25 protein-coding genes and 1 pseudogene are annotated in these 26,355 nt (G+C 69.8%); 9 read left to right on the top strand and 17 right to left on the bottom strand.

Annotated elements, in window-relative coordinates; genetic code table 11:
• Window positions 1–145: 145 nt before the first annotated feature.
• Together radA and disA are read left to right on the top strand one after the other, a co-directional pair.
• The gene (gene radA, locus AB5J53_RS27200; protein WP_369248275.1) at window positions 146–1,555 is read left to right on the top strand and encodes a DNA repair protein RadA; all 1,410 of its coding nucleotides are present in this window, start codon (window positions 146–148) and stop codon (window positions 1,553–1,555) included.
• A 68-nt stretch (window positions 1,556–1,623) separates the two neighbouring features.
• The gene (gene disA / locus AB5J53_RS27195; RefSeq protein ID WP_369248274.1) at window positions 1,624–2,748 is read left to right on the top strand and encodes a DNA integrity scanning diadenylate cyclase DisA; all 1,125 of its coding nucleotides are present in this window, start codon (window positions 1,624–1,626) and stop codon (window positions 2,746–2,748) included.
• A 249-nt stretch (window positions 2,749–2,997) separates the two neighbouring features.
• On the opposite strand, the gene AB5J53_RS27190 is transcribed toward disA, so the two are convergent.
• A complete protein-coding gene (locus tag AB5J53_RS27190) occupies window positions 2,998–3,804 on the bottom strand; it encodes a hypothetical protein (RefSeq protein WP_369248273.1) in 807 nt (268 codons plus the stop codon).
• Window positions 3,805–4,139: 335 nt separating this feature from the next.
• On the opposite strand from AB5J53_RS27190, the gene AB5J53_RS27185 reads away from it, so the two are divergent.
• The 5 genes from AB5J53_RS27185 to cseC all read left to right on the top strand — a co-directional run bounded on the left by AB5J53_RS27185 (window position 4,140) and on the right by cseC (window position 8,586).
• Window positions 4,140–5,048: an A/G-specific adenine glycosylase gene (locus AB5J53_RS27185; protein ID WP_369248272.1), complete on the top strand. Its 909-nt coding sequence runs from the start codon at window positions 4,140–4,142 to the stop codon at window positions 5,046–5,048.
• Between the two features lie 239 nt (window positions 5,049–5,287).
• The gene (locus AB5J53_RS27180; protein ID WP_369248271.1) at window positions 5,288–5,839 is read left to right on the top strand and encodes a SigE family RNA polymerase sigma factor; all 552 of its coding nucleotides are present in this window, start codon (window positions 5,288–5,290) and stop codon (window positions 5,837–5,839) included.
• A gap of 47 nt (window positions 5,840–5,886) precedes the next feature.
• A complete protein-coding gene (locus tag AB5J53_RS27175) occupies window positions 5,887–6,474 on the top strand; it encodes a hypothetical protein (protein ID WP_369248270.1) in 588 nt (195 codons plus the stop codon).
• Between the two features lie 19 nt (window positions 6,475–6,493).
• Window positions 6,494–7,198, top strand: coding sequence for a two-component system response regulator CseB (gene cseB / locus AB5J53_RS27170; protein ID WP_369248269.1), 705 nt, complete (start codon window positions 6,494–6,496; stop codon window positions 7,196–7,198).
• 80 nt (window positions 7,199–7,278) lie between these two features.
• Window positions 7,279–8,586: a two-component system sensor histidine kinase CseC gene (cseC, locus tag AB5J53_RS27165; RefSeq protein ID WP_369248268.1), complete on the top strand. Its 1,308-nt coding sequence runs from the start codon at window positions 7,279–7,281 to the stop codon at window positions 8,584–8,586.
• A gap of 263 nt (window positions 8,587–8,849) precedes the next feature.
• Here cseC and AB5J53_RS27160 read toward each other — a convergent pair whose 3' ends face one another.
• The 4 genes from AB5J53_RS27160 to AB5J53_RS27145 all read right to left on the bottom strand — a co-directional run bounded on the left by AB5J53_RS27160 (window position 8,850) and on the right by AB5J53_RS27145 (window position 12,270).
• On the bottom strand, window positions 8,850–9,266 hold the full coding sequence (locus tag AB5J53_RS27160; protein WP_369248267.1) for a glycosyl hydrolase: 417 nt from the start codon (window positions 9,264–9,266) through the stop codon (window positions 8,850–8,852).
• A gap of 176 nt (window positions 9,267–9,442) precedes the next feature.
• Window positions 9,443–9,889 carry a VOC family protein gene (locus AB5J53_RS27155; RefSeq protein ID WP_369248266.1) on the bottom strand — a complete coding sequence of 149 codons (447 nt, stop codon included), beginning with the start codon at window positions 9,887–9,889 and terminating at the stop codon, window positions 9,443–9,445.
• Between the two features lie 91 nt (window positions 9,890–9,980).
• Window positions 9,981–10,403 (bottom strand): helix-turn-helix transcriptional regulator, encoded by a 423-nt coding sequence (locus AB5J53_RS27150; protein ID WP_369252489.1) that lies wholly within the window; start codon window positions 10,401–10,403, stop codon window positions 9,981–9,983.
• 265 nt (window positions 10,404–10,668) lie between these two features.
• Window positions 10,669–12,270, bottom strand: a complete 1,602-nt coding sequence (locus AB5J53_RS27145; protein ID WP_369248265.1) for an MDR family MFS transporter — start codon at window positions 12,268–12,270, stop codon at window positions 10,669–10,671.
• Window positions 12,271–12,442: 172 nt separating this feature from the next.
• On the opposite strand from AB5J53_RS27145, the gene AB5J53_RS27140 reads away from it, so the two are divergent.
• On the top strand, window positions 12,443–13,039 hold the full coding sequence (locus AB5J53_RS27140) for a TetR/AcrR family transcriptional regulator (protein ID WP_369248264.1): 597 nt from the start codon (window positions 12,443–12,445) through the stop codon (window positions 13,037–13,039).
• Here the strand turns inward: AB5J53_RS27140 and AB5J53_RS27135 are convergent.
• A complete protein-coding gene (locus tag AB5J53_RS27135; protein WP_369248263.1) occupies window positions 13,036–13,662 on the bottom strand; it encodes a M23 family metallopeptidase in 627 nt (208 codons plus the stop codon). The two genes, AB5J53_RS27140 and AB5J53_RS27135, sit on opposite strands and share 4 nt — an antisense overlap.
• A 535-nt stretch (window positions 13,663–14,197) precedes the next feature.
• Entirely contained in the window at window positions 14,198–16,723 is a 2,526-nt protein-coding gene (locus tag AB5J53_RS27130) for an ATP-dependent Clp protease ATP-binding subunit (RefSeq protein WP_369248262.1), read from the bottom strand.
• 430 nt (window positions 16,724–17,153) lie between these two features.
• Between AB5J53_RS27130 and AB5J53_RS27125 the strand changes: the two genes are divergently transcribed.
• On the top strand, window positions 17,154–17,765 hold the full coding sequence (locus tag AB5J53_RS27125) for an SCO3374 family protein (protein WP_369248261.1): 612 nt from the start codon (window positions 17,154–17,156) through the stop codon (window positions 17,763–17,765).
• On the opposite strand, the gene AB5J53_RS27120 is transcribed toward AB5J53_RS27125, so the two are convergent.
• The 10 genes and pseudogenes from AB5J53_RS27120 to AB5J53_RS27075 all read right to left on the bottom strand — a co-directional run bounded on the left by AB5J53_RS27120 (window position 17,744) and on the right by AB5J53_RS27075 (window position 26,145).
• Window positions 17,744–18,079: an Lsr2 family protein gene (locus tag AB5J53_RS27120; protein WP_369248260.1), complete on the bottom strand. Its 336-nt coding sequence runs from the start codon at window positions 18,077–18,079 to the stop codon at window positions 17,744–17,746. The two genes, AB5J53_RS27125 and AB5J53_RS27120, sit on opposite strands and share 22 nt — an antisense overlap.
• Window positions 18,080–18,304: 225 nt before the next feature.
• Entirely contained in the window at window positions 18,305–18,868 is a 564-nt protein-coding gene (locus tag AB5J53_RS27115; protein ID WP_369248259.1) for an amino-acid N-acetyltransferase, read from the bottom strand.
• A gap of 9 nt (window positions 18,869–18,877) precedes the next feature.
• Complete coding sequence (locus AB5J53_RS27110; RefSeq protein WP_369248258.1) at window positions 18,878–19,333, bottom strand: BlaI/MecI/CopY family transcriptional regulator; 456 nt, start codon at window positions 19,331–19,333, stop codon at window positions 18,878–18,880.
• A gap of 201 nt (window positions 19,334–19,534) precedes the next feature.
• Window positions 19,535–19,714, bottom strand: coding sequence for a hypothetical protein (locus AB5J53_RS27105; protein ID WP_369248257.1), 180 nt, complete (start codon window positions 19,712–19,714; stop codon window positions 19,535–19,537).
• Between the two features lie 14 nt (window positions 19,715–19,728).
• On the bottom strand, window positions 19,729–20,337 hold the full coding sequence (locus AB5J53_RS27100) for a hypothetical protein (RefSeq protein WP_369252487.1): 609 nt from the start codon (window positions 20,335–20,337) through the stop codon (window positions 19,729–19,731).
• 268 nt (window positions 20,338–20,605) lie between these two features.
• Window positions 20,606–21,403 (bottom strand): type III pantothenate kinase, encoded by a 798-nt coding sequence (locus AB5J53_RS27095; RefSeq protein ID WP_189188525.1) that lies wholly within the window; start codon window positions 21,401–21,403, stop codon window positions 20,606–20,608.
• 68 nt (window positions 21,404–21,471) lie between these two features.
• A pseudogene (nadC, locus tag AB5J53_RS27090) lies at window positions 21,472–22,446 on the bottom strand (carboxylating nicotinate-nucleotide diphosphorylase); the annotation flags it as partial.
• A gap of 5 nt (window positions 22,447–22,451) precedes the next feature.
• Window positions 22,452–24,239 carry an L-aspartate oxidase gene (locus AB5J53_RS27085; RefSeq protein WP_369248256.1) on the bottom strand — a complete coding sequence of 596 codons (1,788 nt, stop codon included), beginning with the start codon at window positions 24,237–24,239 and terminating at the stop codon, window positions 22,452–22,454.
• Window positions 24,236–25,228, bottom strand: a complete 993-nt coding sequence (gene panC / locus AB5J53_RS27080) for a pantoate--beta-alanine ligase (protein WP_369248255.1) — start codon at window positions 25,226–25,228, stop codon at window positions 24,236–24,238. Before panC ends, AB5J53_RS27085 begins: the two co-directional genes overlap by 4 nt.
• A complete protein-coding gene (locus tag AB5J53_RS27075) occupies window positions 25,225–26,145 on the bottom strand; it encodes a Rossmann-like and DUF2520 domain-containing protein (RefSeq protein ID WP_369248254.1) in 921 nt (306 codons plus the stop codon). The genes panC and AB5J53_RS27075 overlap by 4 nt, the downstream gene beginning before the upstream one ends.
• Window positions 26,146–26,355 lie beyond the last annotated feature (210 nt).

The raw sequence follows: 26,355 nt of genomic DNA, 5'->3' as shown, positions 1-26,355 counted from the left end.
CCGGCGCTTACGGGGTGCCGCTCTCTGTGGGACGGGTGCCGCCCCTGGCGGCACGCATGCCCACAGAGAGCGGCAGCACCCCGCACAGCGCGGCCCCGCACAGCGCGCCCCCGCACTGTCAGTGCCCTGGGCTACGGTTCCGTGCATGGCTGCCCGTACGAAAACCGCGAAGGACCGACCGTCCTACCGCTGCACAGAGTGCGGCTGGCAGACGGCAAAGTGGCTCGGCCGCTGCCCCGAGTGCCAGGCATGGGGGACGGTCGAGGAGTACGGCACGCCCGCGGTACGGACGACGACGCCCGGCCGCGTCACGACGTCCGCGGTGCCCATCGGCCAGGTCGACGGCCGCCAGGCCACGGCGCGCACGACCGGCGTGCCCGAGCTGGACCGCGTCCTGGGCGGCGGCCTGGTCCCCGGTGCGGTGGTCCTCGTCGCGGGCGAGCCCGGCGTCGGCAAGTCCACGCTCCTCCTCGACGTGGCGGCGAAGTCGGCGAGCGACGAGCACCGCACGTTGTACGTGACGGGTGAGGAGTCGGCGAGCCAGGTCCGGCTCCGAGCCGACCGCATCAAGGCGATCGACGACCACCTCTATCTCGCCGCGGAAACCGATCTGGCCGCCGTCCTCGGCCACTTGGACGCGGTGAAGCCGTCCCTGCTGATCCTGGACTCGGTCCAGACGGTGGCCTCCCCGGAGATCGACGGCGCACCCGGCGGCATGGCGCAGGTCCGCGAGGTGGCGGGCGCCCTGATCCGCGCGTCCAAGGAGCGCGGCATGTCCACGCTCCTTGTGGGCCACGTCACCAAGGACGGCGCGATCGCGGGCCCGCGGCTCCTCGAACACCTCGTGGACGTCGTCCTGCACTTCGAGGGCGACCGGCACGCACGCCTCAGGCTCGTACGAGGGGTCAAGAACCGTTACGGGACGACGGACGAGGTCGGCTGCTTCGAGCTGCACGACGAGGGCATCACGGGCCTGACCGACCCGAGCGGTCTGTTCCTGACCCGCCGTGCCGAGCCGGTCCCCGGCACCTGCCTGACCGTCACGCTGGAGGGCCGCCGCCCGCTGGTCGCCGAAGTCCAGGCACTCACCGTCGACTCGCAGATCCCCTCCCCCCGCCGCACCACCTCCGGTCTGGAGACCTCCCGCGTCTCGATGATGCTGGCCGTTCTGGAGCAGCGGGGCAGGATCACAGCCCTCGGGAAACGGGACATCTACTCGGCGACGGTCGGCGGCGTGAAGCTCTCCGAGCCCGCCGCGGACCTCGCGATCGCGCTCGCGCTCGCGTCCGCGGCGAGTGACACCCCGCTCCCCAAGAACCTCGTGGCGATCGGCGAAGTGGGGCTCGCGGGCGAGGTCAGACGGGTCACGGGCGTCCAGCGCCGGCTCGCCGAAGCGCACCGCCTGGGCTTCACGCACGCCCTCGTACCGACCGACCCGGGCAAGATCCCTCCCGGTATGAAGGTCCTGGAAGTCGCGGACATGGGCGACGCGCTGCGAGTCCTTCCGCGCTCCCGTCGCAGAGAGGCCCCACGGGAGGTCGAGGACCGCCGGTAGACTTTGCCCTGGTCTCGCCCGTCCGTACGAACCGAGGGCGACCGGAAACCTGCGACCGGAGGAGTGCAGTGGCAGCCAACGACCGGGCAGCAGCTCCCGGAAAGTCCGGTGGGAGCTCCGGTGCCGATGGCCTGATGCGCGCCTCACTGAGCGCCGTGGCACCCGGCACGGCGCTGCGCGACGGGCTTGAGCGGATTCTCCGCGGCAACACGGGCGGACTCATCGTGCTCGGCTCCGACAAGACCGTCGAAGCGATGTGTACGGGCGGATTCGTCCTGGATGTCGAGTTCACCGCGACCCGCCTGCGCGAACTGTGCAAGCTCGACGGCGGCATCGTGCTCGACAAGGACATCACCAAGATCCTGCGGGCAGGCGTGCAGCTGGTGCCCGACCCGACGATCCCGACGGAGGAGACGGGCACGCGGCACCGCACCGCGGACCGGGTGAGCAAGCAGGTCGGCTTCCCGGTGGTGTCCGTCTCCCAGTCGATGCGCCTGATCGCCCTGTACGTCGACGGTCAGCGCCGCGTCCTGGAGGACTCCGCCGCGATCCTCTCCCGCGCCAACCAGGCCCTCGCGACCCTGGAGCGCTACAAGCTCCGCCTCGACGAGGTCGCGGGCACGCTGTCGGCGCTGGAGATCGAGGACCTGGTCACCGTCCGGGACGTCTCGGCGGTCGCCCAGCGCCTGGAGATGGTGCGGCGCATCGCCACCGAGATCGCCGAGTACGTGGTCGAGCTGGGTACCGACGGGCGTCTTCTCGCGCTCCAGCTGGACGAGTTGATCGCGGGCGTCGAGCCCGAGCGCGAGCTCGTCGTACGGGACTACGTGCCCGAGCCGACCGCCAAGCGCTCCCGCACGGTCGACGAGGCGCTCTCCGAGCTGGACGCGCTCAGCCACGCGGAGCTCCTCGAACTCCCCACCGTGGCACGGGCGTTGGGCTACACAGGCTCTCCCGAGGCCCTCGATTCGGCCGTCTCCCCGCGCGGCTTCCGCCTCCTCGCCAAGGTGCCCCGGCTGCCCGGCGCGATCATCGACCGGCTCGTGGAGCACTTCGGGGGGCTGCAGAAGCTGCTCGCCGCGAGCGTGGACGACCTGCAGACGGTCGATGGGGTGGGCGAGGCGCGGGCGCGCAGCGTCCGCGAGGGGCTCTCGCGGCTGGCGGAGTCGTCGATTCTGGAGCGGTACGTCTAAGCCTCTACGGTTTTCGCAGCCGACTTGGGGCAACGTTGTCCCGACCCCGCGCCCCGGCGCTGCTGCGGCGCCGGGCTGGAGCCGGGCATCCGGCGTCGCGCACGGGCTCGCGACTCACGGGCGCGCCTGCCGGGGCCGTCGAGCCCGCTGGGCCCCAGGGCCTGTCTTTCGGATCAGCCCTGGGCCGAGTGGCTTGCCGGTGTTTACGGGAGGCCGCATCTCGAAGGCGGCCTGATCCGAAAGACAGGCTTAGTCCTTCGACAGTACGAACGACGTCTGGGCCTTCGTCAGGCCCGGCGCCTTCGCCTCCACCAAGTACGTACCGGCGGACGCCGAACCGGCCGGAGGCGTGGCGCACTCGGGTGCGCTGCCCTTGCGGTCCCACTCCACCGTGTAGGTCACCTGTCCGTCGGACGGCACGCGGAAGAGGAGGCTGCCGGCGCTCTTCGGGCAGTCGTCCGAGGACCAGATGTCGGTGTCGCTGCCCGCCTGAGTGATCGTCAGCACGACGTTCTTCGGGCCGAGATCGACCTTGCAGGCGCTGCCGGAGGAGTTCTTGGCGATGAGCTCGAACGTGGGCTTCTCGCCCGGGGCGTACGTGTTGTGCACGCTGCGCAGGGTCAACTTGACCGCGTCGGCGGTGCAGTTGGGGAGACTGGACCCGGCGGGAAGCTGCTCCCCCGCCCCTCCGCCGCCGTTGGATCCGTCGTCGGATCCACCGCCGGACGCGCCGCCGCTGCCACTGGAGCCCCCGGAACCGGACCCCGACCCGTCACCGGTCCCGCTTCCGCCGCCGCTGTCGCTGCCGCTCGACTCGTCGCGGCCGCCCGGGTGTTGGCTGATCGCGGGGCCGGAGCCGGAGGGGCCCGGAGTGATCGAGGGCGCGGGATTCTTGCCGTTGGACCCGTCGGCGTTGTTCTTGCTACCTCCGCCGCCGGAGCCGACCACCCACACGATGAGCAGCGCCAACAGGGCGACCATGGACAGCAGAACGGCCCTCCGACGCCAGTAGATGGTGGAGGGAAGCGGCCCGACCGGATTGCGCAGAGATCCCACGGCGCAAACTGTACGAGAGATCCGCCCCGCCGCTTGCCCCACCCGCCGCCCCGACTTCAACTTTTCCGGATCATCATCCCGGCACCAGAGGGTTGTTCGCCCCCTTCGCCCGTAAGGGGCGCGGGGCACTGCGCGACAAGACCCCCACCCACCCGCAGTCAGAACACAACCCAGGGGGTCTGGGGGGCGAAGCCCCCAGGCACGATGGGGGTCCCCCCGCTCGAGCGAAGCCGAGAGTGGGGGAGGGTAGGGGCGGAGGGGGCGAAAAACCACCCCACTCGCACCCGGCGTCGAGCGCGCACCCCCAACCCCCGCATGGCAGGATCGACTACGCCATGACTGCACCCACCAAGCCCACCCAAAACGCCCCCGGCGAGCCCCTGCACACCCCCGTCATCGCCTGGTTCGAGGAGCACGCCCGCGACCTCCCCTGGCGGCGCCCCGACGCCGGCCCCTGGGGAGTGATGGTCAGCGAGTTCATGCTGCAGCAGACCCCGGTGAACCGCGTCCTGCCCGTGTACGAGCAGTGGCTGGCCCGCTGGCCCCGCCCCGCCGACCTGGCGAAGGAAGCCCCGGGCGAGGCTGTCCGCGCCTGGGGCCGTCTCGGCTACCCGCGACGCGCGCTGCGCCTGCACGGCGCGGCGGTGGCCATAACGGAGCGGCACGCCGGCGACGTACCGACGCAGCACGCCCAGTTGCTGGCGCTGCCCGGGATCGGGGAGTACACGGCCGCGGCGGTCGCGTCGTTCGCGTACGGGCAGCGGCATGCCGTGCTCGACACGAACGTCCGGCGCGTCTTCGCCCGCGCCGTCACCGGCGTGCAGTACCCGCCGAACGCCACCACGGCCGCCGAGCGCAAGCTCGCCCGCGCGCTGCTCCCCGAGAGCGAGCACACGGCGTCCCGCTGGGCCGCCGCCTCCATGGAACTCGGCGCGCTCGTCTGCACGGCGAAGAACGAGACCTGCGACCGCTGCCCGATCGCCACGCAGTGCGCCTGGCGGCTGGCGGGCAAGCCGGAGCACGAGGGGCCGGCGAGGCGCGGACAGACGTACGCGGGTACGGACAGGCAGGTCCGCGGGAAGCTCCTCGCCGTACTCAGAGAAGCCGTCGTACCCGTTCCGCAGGCGGCCCTGGACCGCGTATGGGACGAACCGGTACAGCGGGCCCGCGCGCTCGACGGTCTCGTCGCCGACGGACTCGTGGAACCGCTCCCGGGCGGTCTGTATCGGCTGCCGTTGACATAGCAGTTGAGGCAGTCCGCAGGGCAAAAGCGGATCAAACGGGACGTACAACCACCTCGCCTTACCCCGCACCTACATCCGTTACACAACCGACGGACAGCCGATTGCTTGCCGAAGGCTGGCTCGGACAACCCCGTGACAACCCCTCCGTAGCTTCATTTGCGTACCGCACACAGTGCGGCACAGAGGCAACGGACAACCGGCAGCAGGCAGGTCGGAAACGGGGATGGAGGCGGTTGATCATGGCGCACGGCGAGGTGCTCGAATTCGAGGAGTACGTCCGCACTCGGCAGGACGCGCTGCTGCGCAGTGCCCGCCGCCTGGTCCCCGACCCGGTCGACGCCCAGGACCTGCTGCAGACCGCGCTCGTACGGACGTACGGCCGCTGGGACGGCATCGCGGACAAGCGCCTGGCCGACGCGTATCTGCGTCGCGTGATGATCAATACGCGCACCGAGTGGTGGCGGGCCCGGAAGCTGGAGGAGGTCCCGACCGAGCAGCTGCCGGACGCGTCCGTCGACGACTCCACCGAGCAGCACGCGGACCGCGCGCTTCTCATGGACATCATGAAGGTGCTCGCTCCCAAGCAGCGCAGTGTCGTGGTGCTGCGACACTGGGAGCAGATGTCCACGGAGGAGACGGCCGCCGCGCTTGGCATGTCGGCCGGAACGGTCAAGAGCACGCTGCACCGGGCGCTGGCCCGGCTCCGCGAGGAGCTGGAGAGCCGGGACTACGAGGAGCGCGGCGCCCGCGCGCTCGAACCGAGTGAGGAGCGGGAGCGTTGCGCGGCCTAGGAACTCGGGCCAGGGAGGTCCTGAAGGCGGGGAGTACGGCAGCGGCCGTGCTCACCGCCCTCAGCCTTTTCGTGACCGCCTGCGCCACCGGCGGTACGGGCGCCCGCGACGAGGGTCCGGCGGGCAGTGAGGCGGTGGCCAAGGGCGCCGCCACGCCCTCCGCCTCCGCCTCGCCCGGCAAGGCGGCCAAGCGGGTGGACGCGGTCCAGCTCGTCAAGGACGACCCGCAGGTCAGCGCGTCGGTCAAGCGCGATCTGAAGCCGTGCGTCGCGGACGAGTATCCGGTCGACGTGTCCTACGGGGACCTGACCGGGGGATCCTCGGACGACGTCGTGATCAACGTGATGACCTGCGGCGACGCCGTCGGCGTCGGCTCGTACGTATATCGCGAGGAAGACGGCAAGTACCAGAATGTCTTCAAGGCCGAGGAGCCTCCCGTCTACGCCGAGATCGACCGTGGCGATCTGGTGGTCACCCAGCAGCTGTACAAGAAGGGCGACCCGGTGTCGTATCCCTCCAGCGAAGAAGTGATCACCTACGGCTGGTCCGCGACCCGCTTCACCGAGCAGTCCCGGATCCACAACGACTACAGCAACGCGGTGGGCGGCACCGACACCCCCGCCCCCTCGAACTGAGAGCACACGGAGCAGCCGGATGGCAGAGCAGACCCACGTCCTGTTCGTCGAGGACGACGACGTCATCCGCGAGGCCACGCAGCTCGCCCTGGAGCGCGACGGCTTCGCGGTCACGGCCATGCCCGACGGACTGTCCGGCCTGGAGGCGTTCCGCGCCGACCGCCCCGACATCGCCCTGCTGGATGTCATGGTGCCCGGACTCGACGGTGTCTCGCTGTGCCGCCGTATCCGTGACGAGTCGACCGTCCCCGTGATCATGCTGTCCGCCCGCGCCGACTCCATCGACGTCGTGCTCGGCCTGGAGGCGGGGGCCGACGACTACGTGACCAAGCCCTTCGACGGAGCCGTCCTGGTCGCCCGCATCCGCGCCGTGCTGCGCCGCTTCGGACACGCCAACGGCGGCGCCCACGCGACCGAGGGCGCCTCGTCCGTCGACGGCGGGGTGCTCGCCTTCGGCGACCTGGAGATCGACACCGAGGGCATGGAGGTACTCAAGGGCGGTACGCCGGTGGCGCTCACGCCCACCGAGATGCGGCTGCTGCTGGAGTTCTCGTCCGCGCCGGGTACGGTGCTGAGCCGCGACAAGCTGCTCGAACGTGTGTGGGACTACGGCTGGGGCGGAGACACCCGGGTCGTCGACGTCCATGTGCAGCGGCTGCGCACGAAGATCGGCCAGGACCGGATCGAGACGGTCCGCGGCTTCGGCTACAAGTTGAAGGCCTGAGCGGGAGTATGCGGGGGATTTCTCAGCGTCCGGGTCGAGGCGGTGCGGGCATAGGCCTGGACAGGGACGCAAGTGACGGCGTGAGCATCCGTACCGGCATCCGGTGGAAGCTCAGCGCGGCCATCGCCCTGGTCGGCGCCCTGGTCGCGATCGCACTGAGCCTGGTCGTGCACAACGCGGCGCGCGTGTCGATGCTCGACAACTCGCGCGACCTGGCGGACGAGCGCATCCAGCTCGCCCAGCGCATGTACGGGCCGGGCCGGCAGCCCCCCTTCGGGGCCAAGATCGACGACCCGGCCATCCCGGCGGACCTGCTGGCGAAGGTCTCGGAGGGCCGCCGGGCCACCTATGTGTCCGACGGCCCGAACGGGGTGCCCGACATCTGGGCCGCCGTACCGCTCAGGGACGGCAGGGTGCTGTCCTGGCACGAGCGGTTCACGGACCGCAACGCGGACGTCATGAAGGACCTCGACCAGGCGCTGATCATCGGCTCCATCGCGGTCGTCTTCGGCGGCAGCGCGCTCGGCGTACTCATCGGCGGCCAGCTCTCGCGCCGGCTGCGCAAGGCCGCGTCCGCCGCGAACCGGGTCGCCAAGGGCGAGACCGACGTACGGGTACGGGACGCGATCGGCGGTGTGGTGCGCGACGAGACCGACGACCTCGCGCGTGCCGTGGACGCCATGGCGGACGCGCTCCAGCAGCGCATCGAGGCCGAGCGCCGGGTGACCGCGGACATCGCGCACGAGCTGCGTACGCCGGTGACCGGGTTGCTGACGGCGGCGGAGCTCCTGCCGCCCGGCCGCCCCACCGAACTGGTCCGGGACCGGGCGCAGGCCATGCGCACCCTCGTCGAGGACGTCCTGGAGGTCGCCCGGCTCGACGGGGCGTCAGAGCGGGCCGAGCTGCAGGACATCATGCTCGGCGAGTTCGTGTCGCGGCGCGTGGCCGCCAAGGACGCGGACGTCGAGGTGCGCGTGGTGCACGAGTCCGAGGTCACGACGGACCCGCGCCGTCTGGAGCGCGTTCTGTTCAACCTGCTCGCGAACGCCTCCCGGCACGGCAAACCGCCCATCGAGGTCACCGTCGAGGGCCGCGTCATCCGCGTCCGCGACCATGGTCCCGGCTTCCCCGAGGCCCTCCTCGCCGAGGGCCCGAGCCGCTTCCGCACGGGCAGCACCGACCGCGCGGGCCACGGCCACGGCCTGGGCCTGACCATCGCCGCGGGCCAGGCCCGGGTGCTCGGCGCCCGGCTGACCTTCCGCAACGTACGGCCCGCCGGGGCACCGGACGACGTACCCGCCGAGGGCGCGGTCGCGGTGCTGTGGCTGCCGGAGCACGCGCCGACGAACACGGGGAGCTATCCGATGCTGCCGGCGTCGGGGAAGTAGCGCACCGACACGGGAGGGGCGTGGCCGGAGAATTCCGGCCACGCCCCTCGCGCATGCGGGCCCGATCAGGAGGCACCGTCAGGAGGACTCAGGAGCCCGGCAGGCCCGGAAGCCCGCCGCAGCGCCCAGTCCCCGTACAACTGGGAGCAGTGGATCGTCGTCGTCCCCAGTGTCACTGGGAGCAGTGGATGGTCGTCGACCCGTGCCACTGGCGCAGTGGATCACCGTCTCCCGCGTGCCCCTGACAACACTGGGTCGTCGTCCTAGTACCACTTGGTGCAGTGGATCGTCGTGTTGTAGCCCGAGTCGCCGCAGGCCCGCATCAGCTGGCCGTTGCGGTCGCGCCAGGCCTCGGTCCAGACGCTGCCGCCGCTCTCGATCTCCCGCCAGCCGAGCTGCGGCTCCCAGGTGCGGCCGCCGTCGCTGCTGCGGTCCACCCAGACGTGCATCCCGACGTCACCGACGACGATCCGGCCCCAGGCGCAAGTGCCGTCCCCGGACCCGTTCACCCGCAGCTCGATGCCCTGGCCGCGCGCCCCGATCACTTCCTGGACGGTCCTGCCGCCGTTGTTGTTGCAGCCGTCGGCGGCGCTGGCCGTGGTGGAGCCGGCCATGGCCAGCAGGCCGGTGGTCATCATCAACGCCGAAGCCGTGGCCGCGACCTTCTTGTTCACGCGCATGTGCTGTTCCCCCTAGATGCCCTGAGACACGTTCTTGTGGTCGATGCCTGAATTCTGGGCGGCCAGAGGGGGACGGACCATCCTGGACAACAGAGGTTGACGCGCGCGCGACATGCGTGTTAGCGCTCACCCCTCTGAAGGGGGTCGGCTCAGGAGGGGATCAGCTCAGAAGGGGGTCAGCAGCCCCAGTCCTTCTCCAGGTCGAGCCCGCCCTCTCGCGGCTGGGTGAACGAGAACCAGTTTCCGGAGTCGTCGCGGAACACCGCTTCCGTCCCGTACGGCCGCTCCTGCGGCTCTTGCAGGAACTCCACACCGCGGTCCTTGAGCTTCTTGTAGTCCCCCTGGATGTCGTCGGTGGTCAGCGCGCCCGCACCGAGCACGCCCTTGGCCACGAGCTTCTTCATCATCTCGGCGGACTCGGGGTCCATCGCGGGCGGTCCGGGCACCATGAGCGTCAGCTCGACCTCGGGCTGGTTCTCGGCGCCGACGGTGAGCCAGCGCATGCCGCCGTCGCCCATCGTCATGTCCGTACGGACTTCGAGGCCGAGCTTCTGGGTGTAGAACTCCTTGGCCCGGTCCTGGTCGAGGACCCAGACGGTCGAAATGGCGAGTCCCTTGATCATGATGTGCTCCAGGTGTGCGGGTGGTCGGGCGGACGGCCCCACGGGGGCGTCGCCCGCGCTCAATGCCCTGCCACGGTAGGCAGCGACGGGCTCACGGTGCTTCTTCGGAATTGCGCTCTCGCGCACCTGGCCCCGGCCTGAAGCCGCCGGCCCAGAGCATCGCGTAACACCCGGGTATGAGTGCGGCCCCCCGCCCCACATGCTTCGCCCGGTACTCGCTCGGAGTCAGCCCGGTCCATGCCTTGAAGCGCGCCGAGAACGTACCGAGGCTGCTGAAGCCGACCAGGTTGCAGATCTCGGTCACCGAGAGGTTCGCGGTCCGCAGCAGGTCTTCGGCCCGGTCGATACGACGGTGGGTCAGATACTGGCCCGGCGTCTCGCCGTACGCCGCCTTGAAGGCCCGTATGAAGTGATAGCGCGAGTAACCAGCATGCGCGGCCACCGCGTCGAGATCGAGCCCGGGCTCGGCCCAGTCCCGATCCATCGCGTCCTTGGCAAGCCGCAGCTGCCGCATTTTGTCCACGGTTCAGATGGTGGCACGGGGGACTGACAGTCAGCCCCGGCCGGAGATCTTTCAGCCCGTCCGGCGTTTGAGGACGAGGCCGTCAAGGCCGATACGGGGGTCTGGGGGCGGAGCCCCCAGGTACGGGACGGGTAGGGGCGGAGGGGGCGAAACCAGCCCGGCCCCAGCCCCGTACACCCGCACCCGCACCCGCACCCGCACCCGACAAGAAGGCCCCCGGGGCGGACAACGCCGGGGGCCTTCGGATCAGGAGACGTCAGACCGTCTCGGCCACGGCCTCCTTGGCCGACACGTCATCCGCGGGCTCCGGCGCAGCCGGCCCCGCCCCCTTCAGCGGAACCTCCTTCACGAACACCGCCGCGACCAGCGCGACCACAGCCACCACGGACCCGAGCAGGAACGCGGAGTGCGTACCGGAGGACACCGCGTGCTGGTAGGCCTCCCGCGCCACGGTCGGCAGCTTCGCCAGGCTGGCGGCGTCGAGCTGCGCGGACTGCTCGGTCACCTTGGACCCGATCGCCCCGGCCCGCTCGGCCATCACGTCCTGCACCCGGTGGTTGAACAGCGCACCCATGATCGCGACGCCGAAGGACGAGCCGAGCGTACGGAAGAGGGTGGTGGACGAGGACGCGACGCCCATGTCCTTCATCTCGACGCTGTTCTGCGCGACCAGCATGGTGATCTGCATGAGGCAGCCCATGCCCGCGCCGAGTACCGCCATGTACAGCCCGGACGTGAGGCGGGTCGTCTCGGTGTCCATCTGCGCGAGCAGGAACAGCCCCGCGATCATCAGTACGCTGCCGACGAGCGGGAAGATCTTGTAGCGGCCGCTGTTGGTGGTGACCCGCCCGGCGACCATCGAGACGGCGAGCATCGCGCCGAGCATCGGCAGGAGCAGCAGCCCGGAGTTGGTGGCGGACGCGCCCTGCACGGACTGCTGGTACAGCGGCAGGAAAAGCACCGCGCCGAACATCACGAAGCCGGTGATGAAGCCGATGATCGACATCAGCGTGAAGTTGCGGCTCTTGAAGATGTGCAGCGGCACGACCGGCGCGGCGGCCTTGGTCTGCCAGAAGACGAAGCCCACGAGCGCGGCGACGCCGATCCCGATCAGCTCCATGATCCGGGCGGAGCCCCAGGCGTACTCGGAGCCGCCCCAGGTGGTGACCAGCACGATGGACGAGATACCGAGGGCCAGCAGTCCGGCACCGAGGTAGTCGATCTTCGCGTCGACCCGCTTCTTCGGCAGGTGCAGTACGACACTGACGGCGATCAGCGCGACGACGCCGAGGGGCAGGTTGATGTAGAAGGACCAGCGCCAGCCCCAGTGGTCGGTGATGGTGCCGCCGACCAGCGGTCCGAGGATCATGGCGAACGCCATCACGCCGGCCATCATGCCCTGGTACTTGCCGCGCTCCCGCGGCGGAATCAGGTCGCCGATGATCGCCATGACGCCGACCATCAGACCACCGGCACCGAGGCCCTGAATGGCACGGAAGCCGATGAGCTGCCCCATGTCCTGGGCCATGCCGCTCAGCGCGGAGCCGATCAGGAAGAGCACGATCGAGGTCATGAAGGCGCCCTTGCGCCCGTACATGTCGCCGAGCTTGCCCCAGATCGGGGTGGAGGCGGCGGTGGCGAGCGTGTACGCGGTGACCACCCAGGACAGGTGCTCGAGGCCGCCCAGTTCGCCGACGATCGTCGGCATCGCCGTGCCCACGATCATGTTGTCGAGCATCGCCAGCAGCATGGCGATCATGAGCGCGAACAGCACGACTCGTACGCTGCGTGGCTGCTTGTCGGTCTGCTCCACTGACTGTTTCTCGGTCTGCGCGACCGTTTCGGTGTTGTCCGCCATCGTTCCCACTCCCCTAGGTACCGCTGCCGCCGCCCGGCTACTTACTTGCCGACCGGCAAGTTGACTACACTCAGGGAAATTAGACCCGCAACTAGCCGGGCGTCAAGTAAGTTTAAGTAGTTTTACTAGCCGGGCGACAGGTAAGTTTTCAGGGAGCGCAAGGAGTACGAGGATGGGCGGCACCATGGACGGCACCAAGCGACAGCGCCGCGGGGACACCCGCCAGCGCATCCAGGACGTGGCCCTCGAACTCTTCTCCGAGCAGGGCTACGAGAAGACCTCGCTGCGCGAGATCGCCGAGCACCTCGACGTCACCAAGGCGGCGCTCTACTACCACTTCAAGACCAAGGAAGAGATTCTCATCAGTCTCTTCGAGGACCTGACGAGGCCGCTCGACGAGCTGATCGAGTGGGGCAGGCAGCAGCCGCACACCCTGGAGACCAAGCAGGAGGTGCTGCGCCGCTACAGCGAGGCGCTCACCGGCGCGGCCCCGCTCTTCCGCTTCATGCAGGAGAACCAGGCGACGGTACGAGAGCTGAGCATCGGCGAGACCTTCAAGGACCGCATGCTCAGCATGCTCGACATCATCAAGGAGCCCGAGGCGCCGCTGACCGACCAGGTCCGCTGCATCAGCGCGCTCTTCACGATGCACGCCGGCATGTTCGTCCTCAAAGACGTCGAAGGCGACCCCGAGGACAAGCGCAAGGCGGTCCTGGAGGTCGCGATCGATCTGGTGACGCAGGCGCACGGAGGCGCGGCGCCGTCTTAGACGGTCACGCCCTGGGCGCGCAGGAAGGCGACGGGGTCGATGGCGGACCCGTAGTTGGGGGTCGTACGGATCTCGAAGTGCAGGTGCGGCCCGCTGGAGTTGCCGGTGTTGCCGGACAGCGCGATGTGCTGGCCGGTTGCGACGACCTGGCCGACCTTGACGTCTATTCGCGACAGGTGGGCGTACTGCGAGTAGGTCCCGTTGCCGTGCTTGATGACGACGGCGTTGCCGTAGGCGGGACCGTCGCCGGCCCCGTTGCCGCCGGCCTTCACGACGGTGCCGCCGTGCGCGGCGACGACCTCGGTGCCCTGCGGCACGGCGAAGTCCTGGCCGGAGTGCTTGTGGGCCCACATGCCACCGGCCTGGTTGAAGCTGGCGGACAGCGCGTACTTCTTCACCGGGTCGACCCAGGAGGCGGTCTTCTTGGCGGCGGCAGCCTTGGCCTGAGCGGCGGCCTGCGTCTGCACGGCGTTCGCCGCGGTGACGGTTCCGCCGGTGGCGAGGGTGTCGGCGGTCGCGACTCCGGCGCCCAGCACGACCGAGGCGCCGAGACCGACGGCCAGGACGGCCGCCCGTGAGCGGATGGACGTACGGGAGAGACGGGACGTGACGCGCTTCGACATGGATACCTCGCGGGGGACGGGGGCGGGGGCACAAACACCACCCGGCGCACAGCCGGCCACCGAGTGGGCCATCCCTTGGTAACCCGCAGCCCCACAAACCCCCAAAACGCCTATCTACGACGTCCGGTCGTACTTCACCCCAAAAATTAACGAACCTTGACAGCACCGACATCCCTATAAGGGATCTTCCAGATTTATTGCGAGAACCGAGGTTTAACCCCACTTCGGGGCATAGCCCCCCTTGGGAAACGCCCCTCCTGCCTCCCTGCCCTCGCGACGCAGAAGCCGCCCTCGAGGTTCCGGGCCAAAGGTCCCTTTTGCCCGTTCTGGCCAGTCCACTATTCAACGTAGTACCGGACAAAACGCCTGTGCGTCATGTCACCGACCGGGCTGATCCAGGGGCCCGGGAATGTGACGTGGGCTACGGGAAACGAGGACCCCTCGAAACCCAAAGAGGACCCCTCGACACCCAAAAGGGGCTGCCCCAGGACCGAAGTCCTGGGGCAGCCCCTTGTTCAGGCGAGCGCTGTAGCGCCTACGCCTCCTTGCTCAGGTTGGGACCGGCCCCACCCGCGGCCTGCTCGATCGGCGGGACGTCGGGGAGTGCCGACTTCTCCTCACCCCGGAAGGTGAAGGTCTTGGCCTCGCCCTCGCCCTCCGTGTCGACGACCACGATGTGGCCGGGACGCAGCTCGCTGAAGAGGATCTTCTCCGAGAGAGCGTCCTCGATCTCGCGCTGGATGGTCCGGCGCAGCGGCCGGGCGCCCAGGACGGGGTCGTAACCCTTCTTCGCGAGCAGCGACTTGGCGCTCGGGCTGAGCTCCAGGCCCATGTCGCGGTCCTTCAGGCGCTCGTCCACCTTGGCGATCATGAGGTCGACGATCTGGATGATGTCTTCCTCGGTGAGCTGGTGGAAGACCACCGTGTCGTCGACACGGTTCAGGAACTCCGGGCGGAAGTGCTGCTTCAGCTCGTCGTTGACCTTGTTCTTCATCCGCTCGTAGCTGGACTTCGTGTCACCCGCGGCGGCGAAGCCGAGGTTGAAGCCCTTGGAGATGTCCCGGGTGCCGAGGTTGGTCGTCATGATGATGACCGTGTTCTTGAAGTCCACGACCCGGCCCTGGGAGTCGGTCAGACGACCGTCCTCCAGGATCTGCAGCAGCGAGTTGAAGATGTCCGGGTGGGCCTTCTCGACCTCGTCGAAGAGGACGACGGAGAACGGCTTGCGGCGGACCTTCTCGGTCAGCTGGCCGCCCTCCTCGTAGCCCACGTATCCGGGCGGGCTGCCGAAGAGACGCGACACCGTGTGCTTCTCGCTGAATTCCGACATGTCGAGAGCGATCAGCGCGTCCTCGTCACCGAAGAGGAACTCGGCGAGAGTCTTCGACAGCTCGGTCTTACCGACACCCGACGGGCCCGCGAAGATGAACGAACCACCGGGGCGCTTCGGGTCCTTCAGACCCGCTCGCGTACGACGGATCGCCTGCGAGAGCGCCTTGATGGCGTCCTTCTGGCCGATGACCCGCTTGTGGAGCTCGTCCTCCATGCGCAGCAGACGCGAGGACTCCTCCTCGGTCAGCTTGAAGACCGGGATGCCGGTGGCGGTCGCGAGGACCTCGGCGATCAGCTCGCCGTCGACCTCGGCGACGACGTCCATGTCGCCGGCCTTCCACTCCTTCTCCCGCTTGGTCTTCGCGGCCAGGAGCTGCTTCTCCTTGTCGCGGAGGGAAGCGGCCTTCTCGAAGTCCTGCGAGTCGATCGCGGACTCCTTGTCGCGGCGCACGCCCGCGATCTTCTCGTCGAACTCGCGGAGGTCCGGCGGAGCGGTCATCCGACGGATGCGCATCCGGGAGCCCGCCTCGTCGATCAGGTCGATCGCCTTGTCGGGGAGGAACCGGTCCGAGATGTAGCGGTCCGCGAGCGTCGCGGCCTGGACCAGAGCCTCGTCCGTGATGGAGACGCGGTGGTGAGCCTCGTAGCGGTCGCGCAGGCCCTTGAGGATCTCGATCGTGTGGGGGAGGGAAGGCTCCGCCACCTGGATCGGCTGGAAGCGGCGCTCGAGGGCCGCGTCCTTCTCGAGGTGCTTGCGGTACTCGTCGAGCGTCGTCGCACCGATGGTCTGCAGCTCGCCACGGGCCAGCATCGGCTTCAGGATCGAAGCCGCGTCGATGGCGCCCTCGGCGGCACCCGCACCGACCAGCGTGTGGAGCTCGTCGATGAACAGGATGATGTCGCCGCGGGTGCGGATCTCCTTGAGCACCTTCTTCAGGCGCTCCTCGAAGTCACCGCGGTAGCGGGAGCCGGCGACCAGCGCGCCGAGGTCCAGGGTGTAGAGGTGCTTGTCCTTCAGGGTCTCGGGCACCTCGCCCTTGACGATGGCCTGAGCGAGGCCCTCGACGACGGCGGTCTTGCCGACGCCGGGCTCACCGATCAGGACCGGGTTGTTCTTCGTACGGCGGGACAGCACCTGCATGACCCGCTCGATCTCCTTCTCGCGCCCGATGACCGGGTCGAGCTTGGACTCACGAGCGGCCTGGGTGAGGTTCCGGCCGAACTGGTCGAGGACCAGGGACGTGGAGGGGGTGCCCTCCGCAGGACCGCCTGCGGTGGCGGCCTCCTTGCCCTGGTATCCGGAGAGCAGCTGGATCACCTGCTGCCGCACCCGGTTGAGATCGGCGCCCAGCTTGACCAGGACCTGGGCGGCGACGCCCTCGCCCTCACGGATCAGGCCGAGCAGGATGTGCTCCGTGCCGATGTAGTTGTGGCCCAGCTGAAGAGCCTCGCGGAGCGACAGCTCCAGGACCTTCTTGGCACGGGGGGTGAAGGGAATGTGGCCCGAGGGCGCCTGCTGGCCCTGGCCGATGATCTCCTCCACCTGCTGGCGGACCGCCTCGAGCGAAATCCCGAGGCTCTCCAGGGCCTTAGCGGCGACACCCTCACCCTCGTGGATCAGGCCCAGGAGGATGTGCTCGGTGCCGATGTAGTTGTGGTTGAGCATCCGGGCTTCTTCCTGAGCCAGGACGACAACCCGCCGCGCGCGGTCGGTGAACCTCTCGAACATCGTTAATCGCTCCTCAGAGCGGTCAGGCAGTAAGGGGACGCTCCCCTCCCTGTCCTTCCGCAGCTTAGTCCCGCAAGCGGGGACCGCTCATTCCAACTGCCGACACCGTCCTTGGCCTCCTGACCCCGAACGCCGACATATGCTCCAACCTGATGGTGCGAGACGATGTTCCCGCAGGCCAGGCAGATACCCTCACCATCTGTACGCCGATGGCGAACGTGAGATGCCCGATCCATGCGTGTCGCCCCTCCCACTAGGGATGTCTTACCCGTACGCACTGACACTCCATGCGGCGCGCACCGGTTCCCTCCGCTATGGGCGAACATCCTTGCGCCGCCGAACACCTCCGCACGCCCCCCTTTCCGGCACTCTGTGTATTTGCCGGAACACTCAGCGTAACTCTGAAGCTCTTCCGGCTGTTTCTCCTGGCATGGTTCCCACAGTTCCCATCGTCCCTCTCCCTCGTCTGTCGCTCGACTCGAGTGATCCAGTACAGCGGTGGTACGAGAACGAACTGGGCTGGGCGACAGTGCCCGGGCCGCCGGTACGGCTCGTCACGGGCCTGCGCTTCGACGTGCTGGAAGTGCCGGCGGAGGCGGGATACGCGGCTCTGCGGCATCTGGGCCCGGCGTCTCCGGTGGCCTTGCAGGGGAACCGGATGCGGCTCCTCGTGGCCGCGGGCAGCGCGGACGAACTGCCGGGGCTGCTCGACTGGCTGGAGTGGGGCGCCCTCCCACTGGATCTCACGGCGATCGGCGCGGGCGAGAGCATCGAGGCTCCGCTGCCACCGGGAACGGCCGGGGCTCCTCGCTCATCGGGAATGCCCGTGCTGTTGGCGGTTCCGGAAAACTCACAGGGGGCCGCCGTGTGGCTGCGGCCCCCCGAATTCGGGCGCGAGGTCGAACCCTCGCTGCCGACACTGTCGGCCGTGGGGGGCGGTGGGGGCGCCCCCGATCTCGTACGACTCGTGGACACGATGGCGACGCAGTGCCATCGGGTAAGGCTGCGGCGCGCGTACGCTCAGCCGTTGGCCTTCTCGTAGGCCTCACGAATGGTCGCGGGAACTCGGCCACGGTCGTTGACCTCGTACCCGTTCTCCTTCGCCCACGCGCGGATCTGCGCGGTGTCCTGGCTGCCACCGGAAGCGACGCGAGCCTTTCCGCGTCCGCCCGAAGCACGCCCTCCGGTACGACGACCACCCTTCAAGTAGGGCTCGAGAAGGCCACGGAGCTTGTCCGCATTGGAGGTCGTGAGATCGATTTCGTACGTCTTGCCGTCCAGCGCGAACGTCACGGTCTCGTCCGCCTCGCCACCGTCGAGGTCGTCGACAAGAAGGACCTGAACCTTCTGTGCCACCGGATTTCCTTTCATCGATAACTTCAGGGCCGGGGGTCCGCGGCGTCCGCCGTTTCACCGTCCCCTGTTATATGCAGTACTGCAGTACGTCGGAAAGCAAACCGCTTTTGCCGGAAAAACACAAACCCCTGGCGGAGACTCACAGGGCACTGGCCGACCGGAAACGTGCGCGTTTCGGACATAGGGAACCCGGGCAAGGCGCTCCGCCGGAATAGTCGTCGGCGATCACAGATGCAGAAGCATCCGGCTGTTGCCCAAGGTGTTCGGTTTCACTCGTTCGAGACCGAGGAACTCCGCCACGCCCTCGTCATAGGAACGCAGGAGCTCGGCGTAGACATCGGTGTCGACGGGTGTCTCGCCGATCTCCACGAAGCCGTGCTTCGAGAAGAACTCGACTTCGAAGGTCAGACAGAAAACTCGTCGAACACCGAGCCAACGGGCGGTCTCCAGCAACTTCTCCAGCAACTGATGACCGACGCCGTGGCCCTTGACCGCGGGGTTCACCGCGAGAGTGCGGACTTCGGCGAGGTCTTCCCACATCACGTGCAGCGCACCGCAGCCGACCACCTCAGTACTTGAGCCGGCGCCGCGTTCCGCGACCCAGAACTCCTGGATGTCCTCGTAAAGCGTCACCGTCGCTTTGTCGAGCAGGATGCGGCGCCGGACGTTCGCATCAAGGAGGCGGCGTACGGCCGGGACATCGCTGGTCCTGGCACGGCGGACGGTGATGGCTTTTGCGGCGACTTCGGGATGCTCTGCGGGAACCTCTGCGGGATGCTCTGCTGGCATGAGCGGACGCTATCGCCCGACGTCGCCCTCGGTGGCAGCGGGGTTCTCGTCCGCCGGGTTCCCGGTCGGGTTCTCCGAGGCGGGCGTTTCGGCGGCGGGGGTTTCCGGTCCCTGGACCATACGCACGGCATCGCGCAGGGCTTCGCGCTGTTCCGGGGACATCATGCCGAAGAAGGCGACGAGAGCGGCGGCGGGGTTGTCACTCTGTGACCACGCATCGTTCATCAGTGCGGCCGCGTAGGCGGCACGTGTGGAGACCGCCTCATATCGATAGGCCCGGCCTTCCGCCTCGCGGCGCACCCAGCCCTTCTGATGGAGATTGTCCAAAACGGTCATCACCGTGGTGTACGCGATGGACCGTTCCTGCTGAAGGTCTTCCAGGACTTCTCGAACGGTCACCGGGCGGTTCCACTTCCACACCCGCGTCATGACCGCGTCTTCGAGTTCTCCCAATGGGCGAGGCACAGCTCAGAACAATAGTGGGAGATCACCAACAAAAAGGGCGTACGACTCGAAAAACGTATGAGTCGTACGCCGTCTTACGCGGATGTGGGCGCGGTAGAGCTCAGTGCGAGCGTCTCCGCGATCCCAGTCGGCCTGCCGGGCCGTCGGTCTGCCGGTCTGCCGGTCTGCCGGTCTGCCGGTCTGCCGGTCTGCCGGCCAGGCTCAGGCCTTGGTGTCGCGGGAGGCCTGGCGGGCGCTCTCCGCGCGCGCCAGGGCGGCGTCGACGACCGCGTCCTCCTTGGCCTTGTTGGCCCCGCCCTGGCTCTTCACGATCGTCACGATCAGCCCGATGAAGAACACGGCCATCACTACGGGGGGCACGAGCGCGGAGACATAGTCCATGCCCTCCAGAGTAGCTAGCCCGCCGCGAGCTGCTGAGGGGGGTTCGCCGGTGGCGGCGCGGCCTTGCGCTTCGGCGGGAACACCTCGCCCGGTGTGGGGATGGGCCGGTCCGGGCGCGGGGTCTTGACCGGAGGTTGCGGCTTCGGCTCGGTGGCGGGCTTCTCCGCCGGCTTCTTGGCGGGCTCATCGGAGGCCAGGCCTCCGGGGAGGGCCAGCAGCCGGGTGCGGGACGTCGGAACCACAGGGGTGGCGCGGCCCGCCAGGCGGGCGCGTACGTCCTGCTCTGCGAGGGCCCGGCAGCGGTCCAGGAGGGCGGCCGCGGTGGGGTCGCCGCGCAGGGCGCGGAGCGCGACGAGGTCGTCGGGGTTCGGCCGGTAGCCGGCGCCGAGCGCCTCCTCAAGGAGGGCGAGGTAGCCGCGAGTGGTACCCGGCAGGGCGGCCCGGTAGCGGGCGAGGTCGGCCAGCAGGAAGGCCCGGAGCCTGGCCCCCTCGCGGGCCGCCTCGTCGACGGACTCGGCGAGACGGAGGCATTCCTGGACGTCCTCGGCCGAGGCGGGGCTGGGGTGCAGGGCGAGGGCGAGAGCGCGACGGAGCACACGCAGCTCCTCCGCACCGAACGCCATGCCGCCGCGGGATCCGTATGGCGTGGGCATGCGCCGACGATACGCGCTAATCAGACAAAATTCGCATAGCGGGCGGGTGCGGCGAGTCTCGCTCCGGGGGCGGTGGGAGGGTTTTCGCCCCCTCCGCCCCTACCCGTCCCGTCGGGGCTCCGCCCCCCAGACCCCCGTATCGCGCTGACGCGCTCGTCCTCAAACGCCGGGCGGGCTGAAAATCAGCCCGCCCGGCGTTTGAGGAGCGGAGGTCAGGGAGCGGAGGGGGCGAAAACCCTCACGTACGCGACACGTTCCGCTCGTACACCAGCCGCAGTCCGATGAGCGTCAGCCACGGCTCGTGTTCGTCGATGACCGAGGCCTCGCCGAGGACCATCGGGGCCAGGCCACCCGTAGCGATGACGGTGACGTCGTCGGGATCGTCGGCGAGCTCGCGGGCCATCCGGTTGACTACCCCGTCGACCTGCCCGGCGAACCCGTACACGATGCCGGCCTGCATCGCCTCGACGGTGTTCTTGCCGATCACCGCCCGCGGCCGAGCCAGCTCGATCTTGCGAAGCTGAGCACCCCGCACCCCGAGCGCCTCCACGGAGATCTCGATACCCGGTGCGATGACACCACCCGCGTACTCCCCGCGCGCGGACACCGCGTCGAACGTCGTCGCCGTACCGAAGTCGACGACGATGGCGGGCCCCCCGTAGAGCTCGACGGCGGCGACCGCGTTGATGATGCGGTCGGCGCCGACCTCCTTGGGGTTGTCCATCAGGATCGGTACGCCGGTCTTGATGCCGGGTTCGACCAGTACGGCGGGGACATCGCCGTAGTAGCGACGTGTGACCTCGCGCAGCTCGTGCAGGACGGACGGGACCGTCGAGCAGATGGCGATGCCGTCGATGCCGTCGCCGAGTTCCTCGCCGAGCAGCGGGTGCATGCCCATGAGGCCCTGGAGGAGCACGGCGAGCTCGTCGGCCGTGCGGCGGGCGTCCGTGGAGATGCGCCAGTGCTCCACGATCTCCTCCCCGTCGAAGAGGCCGAGGACGGTGTGGGTGTTGCCGACGTCGATCGTGAGGAGCATCTGCTCTACTCCGCCTCGTTCGTCGAGGCCACGTCCGCCGATGCGTCGTGCGCCGATGCCTCGTCCGCGTCGGCCTCGCGCAGGTCGAGGCCGATGTCCAGGATCGGCGAGGAGTGCGTGAGGGCACCCACGGCCAGGTAGTCGACGCCCGTAGCGGCGTAGGCCGCCGCGTTGGCCAGGGTGAGCCGGCCCGAGGCCTCCAGGAGGGCGCGGCCGTCGACGAGGGCGACGGCCTCCTCGCACTCGACGGGCGTGAAGTTGTCCAGAAGGATCAGGTCGGCGCCCGCGTCCACGACCTCGCGCAGCTGGTGCAGGGTGTCGACCTCGACCTCGATCGGAACCTCCGGGAAGGACTCCCGTACGGCCTTGAAGGCCTGCGCCACGCCGCCCGCGGCGACCACGTGGTTGTCCTTCACCAGAGCGGCGTCCGAGAGGGACATGCGGTGGTTGACGCCGCCGCCGCAGCGCACCGCGAACTTCTCCAGGGAGCGCAGGCCCGGCGTCGTCTTCCGGGTGTCCCGGACGCGGGCCTTGGTGCCCTCCAGAGCGTCCGCCCACGCGCGCGTGGCGGTCGCGATGCCGGACAGGCGGCACAGCAGGTTCAGCGCGCTGCGCTCGGCCGTGAGCAGGTCGCGGGTGCGGGTGGTGACGCTGAGGAGCTTCTGGCCAGCCTCGACGCGGTCGCCGTCGTCGACGTGCCGCTCGACCGCGAACTCGTCGGTGCAGACCACGGAGATGACCGCCTCGGCCACGCGCAGGCCCGCGACGACGCCCGCGTCCCGGGCGGTGAAGTCGGCGGTGGAGACGGCGTCCTCGGGGATGGTCGCGACGGTCGTCACGTCCACGCCGTGGTCGAGGTCCTCCTGGATGGCCACGTTGGCGATGTCCTCGACCTCGAGGGGGTCGAGACCGGCGTCGGCGAGGAGCTGGGCGAGCGCGGGGTCGAGGCCGCACTCCATGTACGCCTCGTCCATGTCGGCGCCGCAGCCGCAGCCGTCGCCGCAGCCGCCGCTCTGGGCGAGGGGAAGGTCGGGGGTGCTCACTGCTGTCACTGCTCCTGGGGACGGGGCGCCGGCTGGGGCATGGAGGTCCCCCCTGCTCGAGCGAAGCCGAGGGCTTGGGGGACGGTCGGGGGGAAGTCTGCTGTGTCGGTGGTGTGTACGGCGAGCGTCCGGTCGGGATTCAGCCGCACGACGATGTGACGGCGCCAGTCGGTGTCGTCCCGGTCGGCGTGGTCCTCGCGCCAGTGGCAGCCGCGGGTCTCCTCGCGCCTACGGGCGGCGGCGACCAGGACCCGGGCCACGCACAGGAGGTTGGTGGCCTCCCAGGTGTCGACGCCGGGCTCGGAGGTCTTGCCGTTCTCGTCGAGGGCGTCGCGCGCGTCGGTGTGCAGTTGCTGGAGGCGGTCGGCCGCCTGAGCGAGGGACTCGGCCGACCTCAGCACGCCCGCGCCGTCCGTCATGATCCGCTGGATCGCGAACCGGGACTCGGGGGCGAGCAACGGGTGCGCGGGCTTCTCGGGGTGCGGGACCGGTACGGGCACGCGCGCGTGGAGGCCGTTCTCCGCCTGGCTCTCGGCGATGTCGACGGCGATGCGCTCGGCGTAGACGAGGCCTTCCAGGAGGGAGTTCGAAGCGAGCCGGTTGGCGCCGTGGACGCCCGTGCAGGCGACCTCGCCGCACGCGTACAGGCCCGGCACCGTGGTGCGCCCCCGTGCGTCCGTGCGGACGCCTCCGGAGGCGTAGTGGGCGGCCGGGGCGACCGGGACGGGCTCGGTGACCGGGTCGATGTCGTGAGCGCGGCAGGCGGCCAGGATCGTCGGGAAGCGGTGCTCCCACATGTCGGCGCCGAAGTGCCGGGCGTCGAGGAACATGTGCTCGGCGTCCTGCTCCTGCATGCGGCGCATGATGCCCTTGGCGACGATGTCCCGGGGCGCCAGCTCGGCCAGCTCGTGCTGCCCGACCATGAAGCGCACGCCGTTCGCGTCGACCAGGTGGGCGCCCTCGCCGCGCACCGCTTCGGAGACCAGCGGCTGCTGGCCCTCCGCGTCCGGGCCCAGGAACAGCACCGTCGGGTGGAACTGCACGAATTCGAGGTCGGAGACCTCGGCGCCCGCGCGCAGGGCGAGCGCCACGCCGTCGCCCGTGGAGACCGACGGGTTGGTGGTAGCCGAGAAGACCTGGCCCATGCCGCCGGTCGCGAGGACCACGGCGGGGGCGTACACGGCTCCCACGCCGTCGTGCTGGCCCTCTCCCATGACGTGCAGGGTGACACCCGCGGTGCGGCCGTCGGCGTCCGTGAGGAGGTCAAGGACGAGCGCGTTCTCGACCGTGCGCAGGCCACGCGCGCGTACCGCTTCGACCAGGGCGCGGGAGATCTCGGCGCCTGTCGCGTCGCCCCCCGCGTGCGCGATGCGGCGGCGGTGGTGGCCGCCCTCGCGGGTGAGTGCCAGCTCGCCTTCGGTGGACTCGTCGAAGTGGGCGCCGGTCGCGATCAGGCGGCGTACGGCGTCGGGGCCCTCGGTGACGAGGATGCGTACGGCCTCCTCGTCGCACAGGCCCGCGCCCGCCACCAGGGTGTCGTCGAGGTGCTGCTCGGGGGTGTCGCCGTCACCGAGGGCCGCCGCGATGCCGCCCTGCGCCCAGCGCGTGGAGCCGTCGTCGAGGCGGGCCTTGGTGACCACGACGGTCTTCAGGCCCGCGGCCTCGCAGCGCAGGGCCGCGGTGAGACCAGCGACCCCGGAGCCGACGACCACGACATCCGCGGTGAGGGCCCAGCCGGGGGCGGGCGCGTGCAGTCGTATGCCAGTACCTGTACCTGTGCCATTGCCGGTCACGAGGCGGCTCCGAAGGTGAGGGGGATGTTGTCGATCAGCCGGGTCGTCCCGACCCGGGCGGCGACGGCGAGAACCGCCTCGCCGGTGAAGTCGTCCTCGACCTCCGTGAAGTCGGACGGGTCGACCAGGGTCAGGTAGTCCAGGACCAGCGGCGGCTGCATTCGGGCCGCCTCGTCGAGGATCAGCCGGGCGGCAGCGCGGACGCCCGCGGGGCCGCCGGGGACGGCCTTGGCGACAGCGTGCGCGTCGGCCGCGGCGCGGGATTCGCCTATGGCGCTGAGGGCCTCGGCACGCGCGCGTGTGGCGGGCACTTCGCGGGCACGCGCGCGCAGGGCCTCCTGCGCGGCGTGCCGGTCGCGGCCGGCGAACAGGGCCTGCGAGAGCGCGAGGGCGGTGCGCCGCTCCCCGGGCGAGAGGTAGCGGTTGCGGCTGGAGAGGGCGAGCCCGTCCTCCTCGCGCACGGTGGGCACGCCGACGATCTCCACGCCGAAGTTCAGGTCGCGCACCATGCGCCGGATCAGGGCGAGCTGCTGGGCGTCCTTCTGCCCGTACAACGCCACGTCGGGCCGGGTGAGGTGCAGCAGTTTGGCGACGACGGTGAGCATGCCGTCGAAGTGGCCGGGGCGCACGGCGCCCTCCAGGCGCCCGCCCATGGGGCCCGCGGAGATGCGGACCTGGGGTTCGCCGCCCGGGTAGACCTCGTCCACGGAAGGGGCGAACACCACGTCCGCACCCGCCAGTTCGGCGATCTTGAGGTCGGCGTCGAGGGTGCGCGGGTAGCGGTCGAGGTCCTCGCCCTTGCCGAACTGGAGCGGGTTCACGAAGACGGTGACGACCACTTCGCCCTGGTCTCCGGCGATCTCGCGGGCGGTGCGGATCAGTGTGGCGTGGCCCTCGTGGAGGGCGCCCATGGTCATCACGACGGCTCGGCGTCCCGTACGCACGCGTGCGTGCAGATCGTCGGCGGTGCGCAGCAGGGCGGTGGTCATCCGGCATCTCCCTCGGTGCCGTTGGCGAGTACCCCGAGAAGGTCCTCGGCGAGTTCCGGCTTGAGCAGACCGTGGGCGAGCGCGCGGTCGGCGGTCGCGCGGGCCATCGCGAGGTAGCCGGCGACGGTCTGCGGTGCGTGCTTGCGCAACTCGGCGACGTGCGCGGCGACCGTGCCCGCGTCCCCGCGCGCGACGGGCCCGGTGAGGGCCGCGTCGCCCGACCTGAGGGCGTTGTCCAGGGCGGCACCGAGCAGCGGGCCCAGCATCCGGTCGGGGGCCTCCACGCCTGCGGCGCGCAGCAGCTCCATGGACTCGGCGACCAGGGTCACCAGGTGGTTGGCGCCGAGCGCGAGGGCCGCGTGGTAGAGCGGCCGGCTCTCCTCGGCGATCCACTCGGGCTCGCCGCCCATCTCGATCACCAGGGCCTCGGCGGCCAGCCGCAGCTCCTCGGGCGCGGTGACACCGAAGGAGCATCCGGCAAGCCGCTGCACGTCCACAGGGGTGCCGCTGAAGGTCATCGCGGGGTGCAGCGCGAGGGGCAGCGCGCCCGCCCTGAGCGCCGGGTCGAGCACGCGCGCGCCGTACCGCCCGGAAGTGTGCACGAGCAGCTGCCCGGGCCGCACGGCCCCCGTCTCGGCGAGTCCCTCGACGAGCCCGGGCAGGGCATCGTCCGGGACGGTCAGCAGCACCAGCTCCGCGCGCTCCAGGACCTGTGCCGGGGACATCAGCGGCACATCGGGCAGCAACTGCGCGGCCCGCCGCTTGGAGGCGTCGGAGACCCCGGAGACGGCCACCGGGCGGTGCCCGGCCAGCTGGAGGGCCGCGGCGAGCGCGGGGCCGACACGGCCGGCGCCGACAACGCCGACGGTGAGCCGCGCGGGGCGGTCCTTGGGGTCTGGCTGTGGGAATGTACTCACTCGACGGCGGCCTTCCGTTCCAGTCCGCTCGGGGTACCGGACGATTTCTCGTCATGTTAACGCGATTGGTTCGACGGCCGTTTTGTTGTCCACAGGCTGTGGGTTTCCGCAGGTCGTGGAGGCCGGGTTTCCGCAGGTCGCGGGGACCGGGTTTCCGCACGTCGCGGGGGCGCGGAAATCGGGGTGACCCGTCGGGTGGGCTCGCGACAT

This window comes from Streptomyces sp. R41, assembly GCF_041053055.1.
GTDB lineage: Bacteria > Actinomycetota > Actinomycetes > Streptomycetales > Streptomycetaceae > Streptomyces.
Note: the sequence above shows the minus strand (reverse complement) of the source record. Positions and strands in the feature narration are given on the sequence as shown.

Excerpts from the sequence above, each read along its gene's own strand:
- radA (WP_369248275.1), top strand. The coding sequence starts at position 146 with ATGGCTGCCCGTACGAAAACCGCGAAGGACCGACCGTCCTACCGCTGC.
- AB5J53_RS27185 (WP_369248272.1), top strand. The coding sequence starts at position 4,140 with ATGACTGCACCCACCAAGCCCACCCAAAACGCCCCCGGCGAGCCCCTG.
- AB5J53_RS27180 (WP_369248271.1), top strand. The coding sequence starts at position 5,288 with ATGGCGCACGGCGAGGTGCTCGAATTCGAGGAGTACGTCCGCACTCGG.
- cseB (WP_369248269.1), top strand. The coding sequence starts at position 6,494 with ATGGCAGAGCAGACCCACGTCCTGTTCGTCGAGGACGACGACGTCATC.
- AB5J53_RS27160 (WP_369248267.1), bottom strand. The coding sequence starts at position 9,266 with ATGCGCGTGAACAAGAAGGTCGCGGCCACGGCTTCGGCGTTGATGATG.
- AB5J53_RS27155 (WP_369248266.1), bottom strand. The coding sequence starts at position 9,889 with ATGATCAAGGGACTCGCCATTTCGACCGTCTGGGTCCTCGACCAGGAC.
- AB5J53_RS27150 (WP_369252489.1), bottom strand. The coding sequence starts at position 10,403 with ATGCGGCAGCTGCGGCTTGCCAAGGACGCGATGGATCGGGACTGGGCC.
- AB5J53_RS27145 (WP_369248265.1), bottom strand. The coding sequence starts at position 12,270 with ATGGCGGACAACACCGAAACGGTCGCGCAGACCGAGAAACAGTCAGTG.
- AB5J53_RS27140 (WP_369248264.1), top strand. The coding sequence starts at position 12,443 with ATGGGCGGCACCATGGACGGCACCAAGCGACAGCGCCGCGGGGACACC.
- AB5J53_RS27135 (WP_369248263.1), bottom strand. The coding sequence starts at position 13,662 with ATGTCGAAGCGCGTCACGTCCCGTCTCTCCCGTACGTCCATCCGCTCA.
- AB5J53_RS27130 (WP_369248262.1), bottom strand. The coding sequence starts at position 16,723 with ATGTTCGAGAGGTTCACCGACCGCGCGCGGCGGGTTGTCGTCCTGGCT.
- AB5J53_RS27125 (WP_369248261.1), top strand. The coding sequence starts at position 17,154 with ATGGTTCCCACAGTTCCCATCGTCCCTCTCCCTCGTCTGTCGCTCGAC.
- AB5J53_RS27115 (WP_369248259.1), bottom strand. The coding sequence starts at position 18,868 with ATGCCAGCAGAGCATCCCGCAGAGGTTCCCGCAGAGCATCCCGAAGTC.
- AB5J53_RS27105 (WP_369248257.1), bottom strand. The coding sequence starts at position 19,714 with ATGGACTATGTCTCCGCGCTCGTGCCCCCCGTAGTGATGGCCGTGTTC.
- AB5J53_RS27100 (WP_369252487.1), bottom strand. The coding sequence starts at position 20,337 with ATGGCGTTCGGTGCGGAGGAGCTGCGTGTGCTCCGTCGCGCTCTCGCC.
- AB5J53_RS27095 (WP_189188525.1), bottom strand. The coding sequence starts at position 21,403 with ATGCTCCTCACGATCGACGTCGGCAACACCCACACCGTCCTCGGCCTC.
- panC (WP_369248255.1), bottom strand. The coding sequence starts at position 25,228 with ATGACCACCGCCCTGCTGCGCACCGCCGACGATCTGCACGCACGCGTG.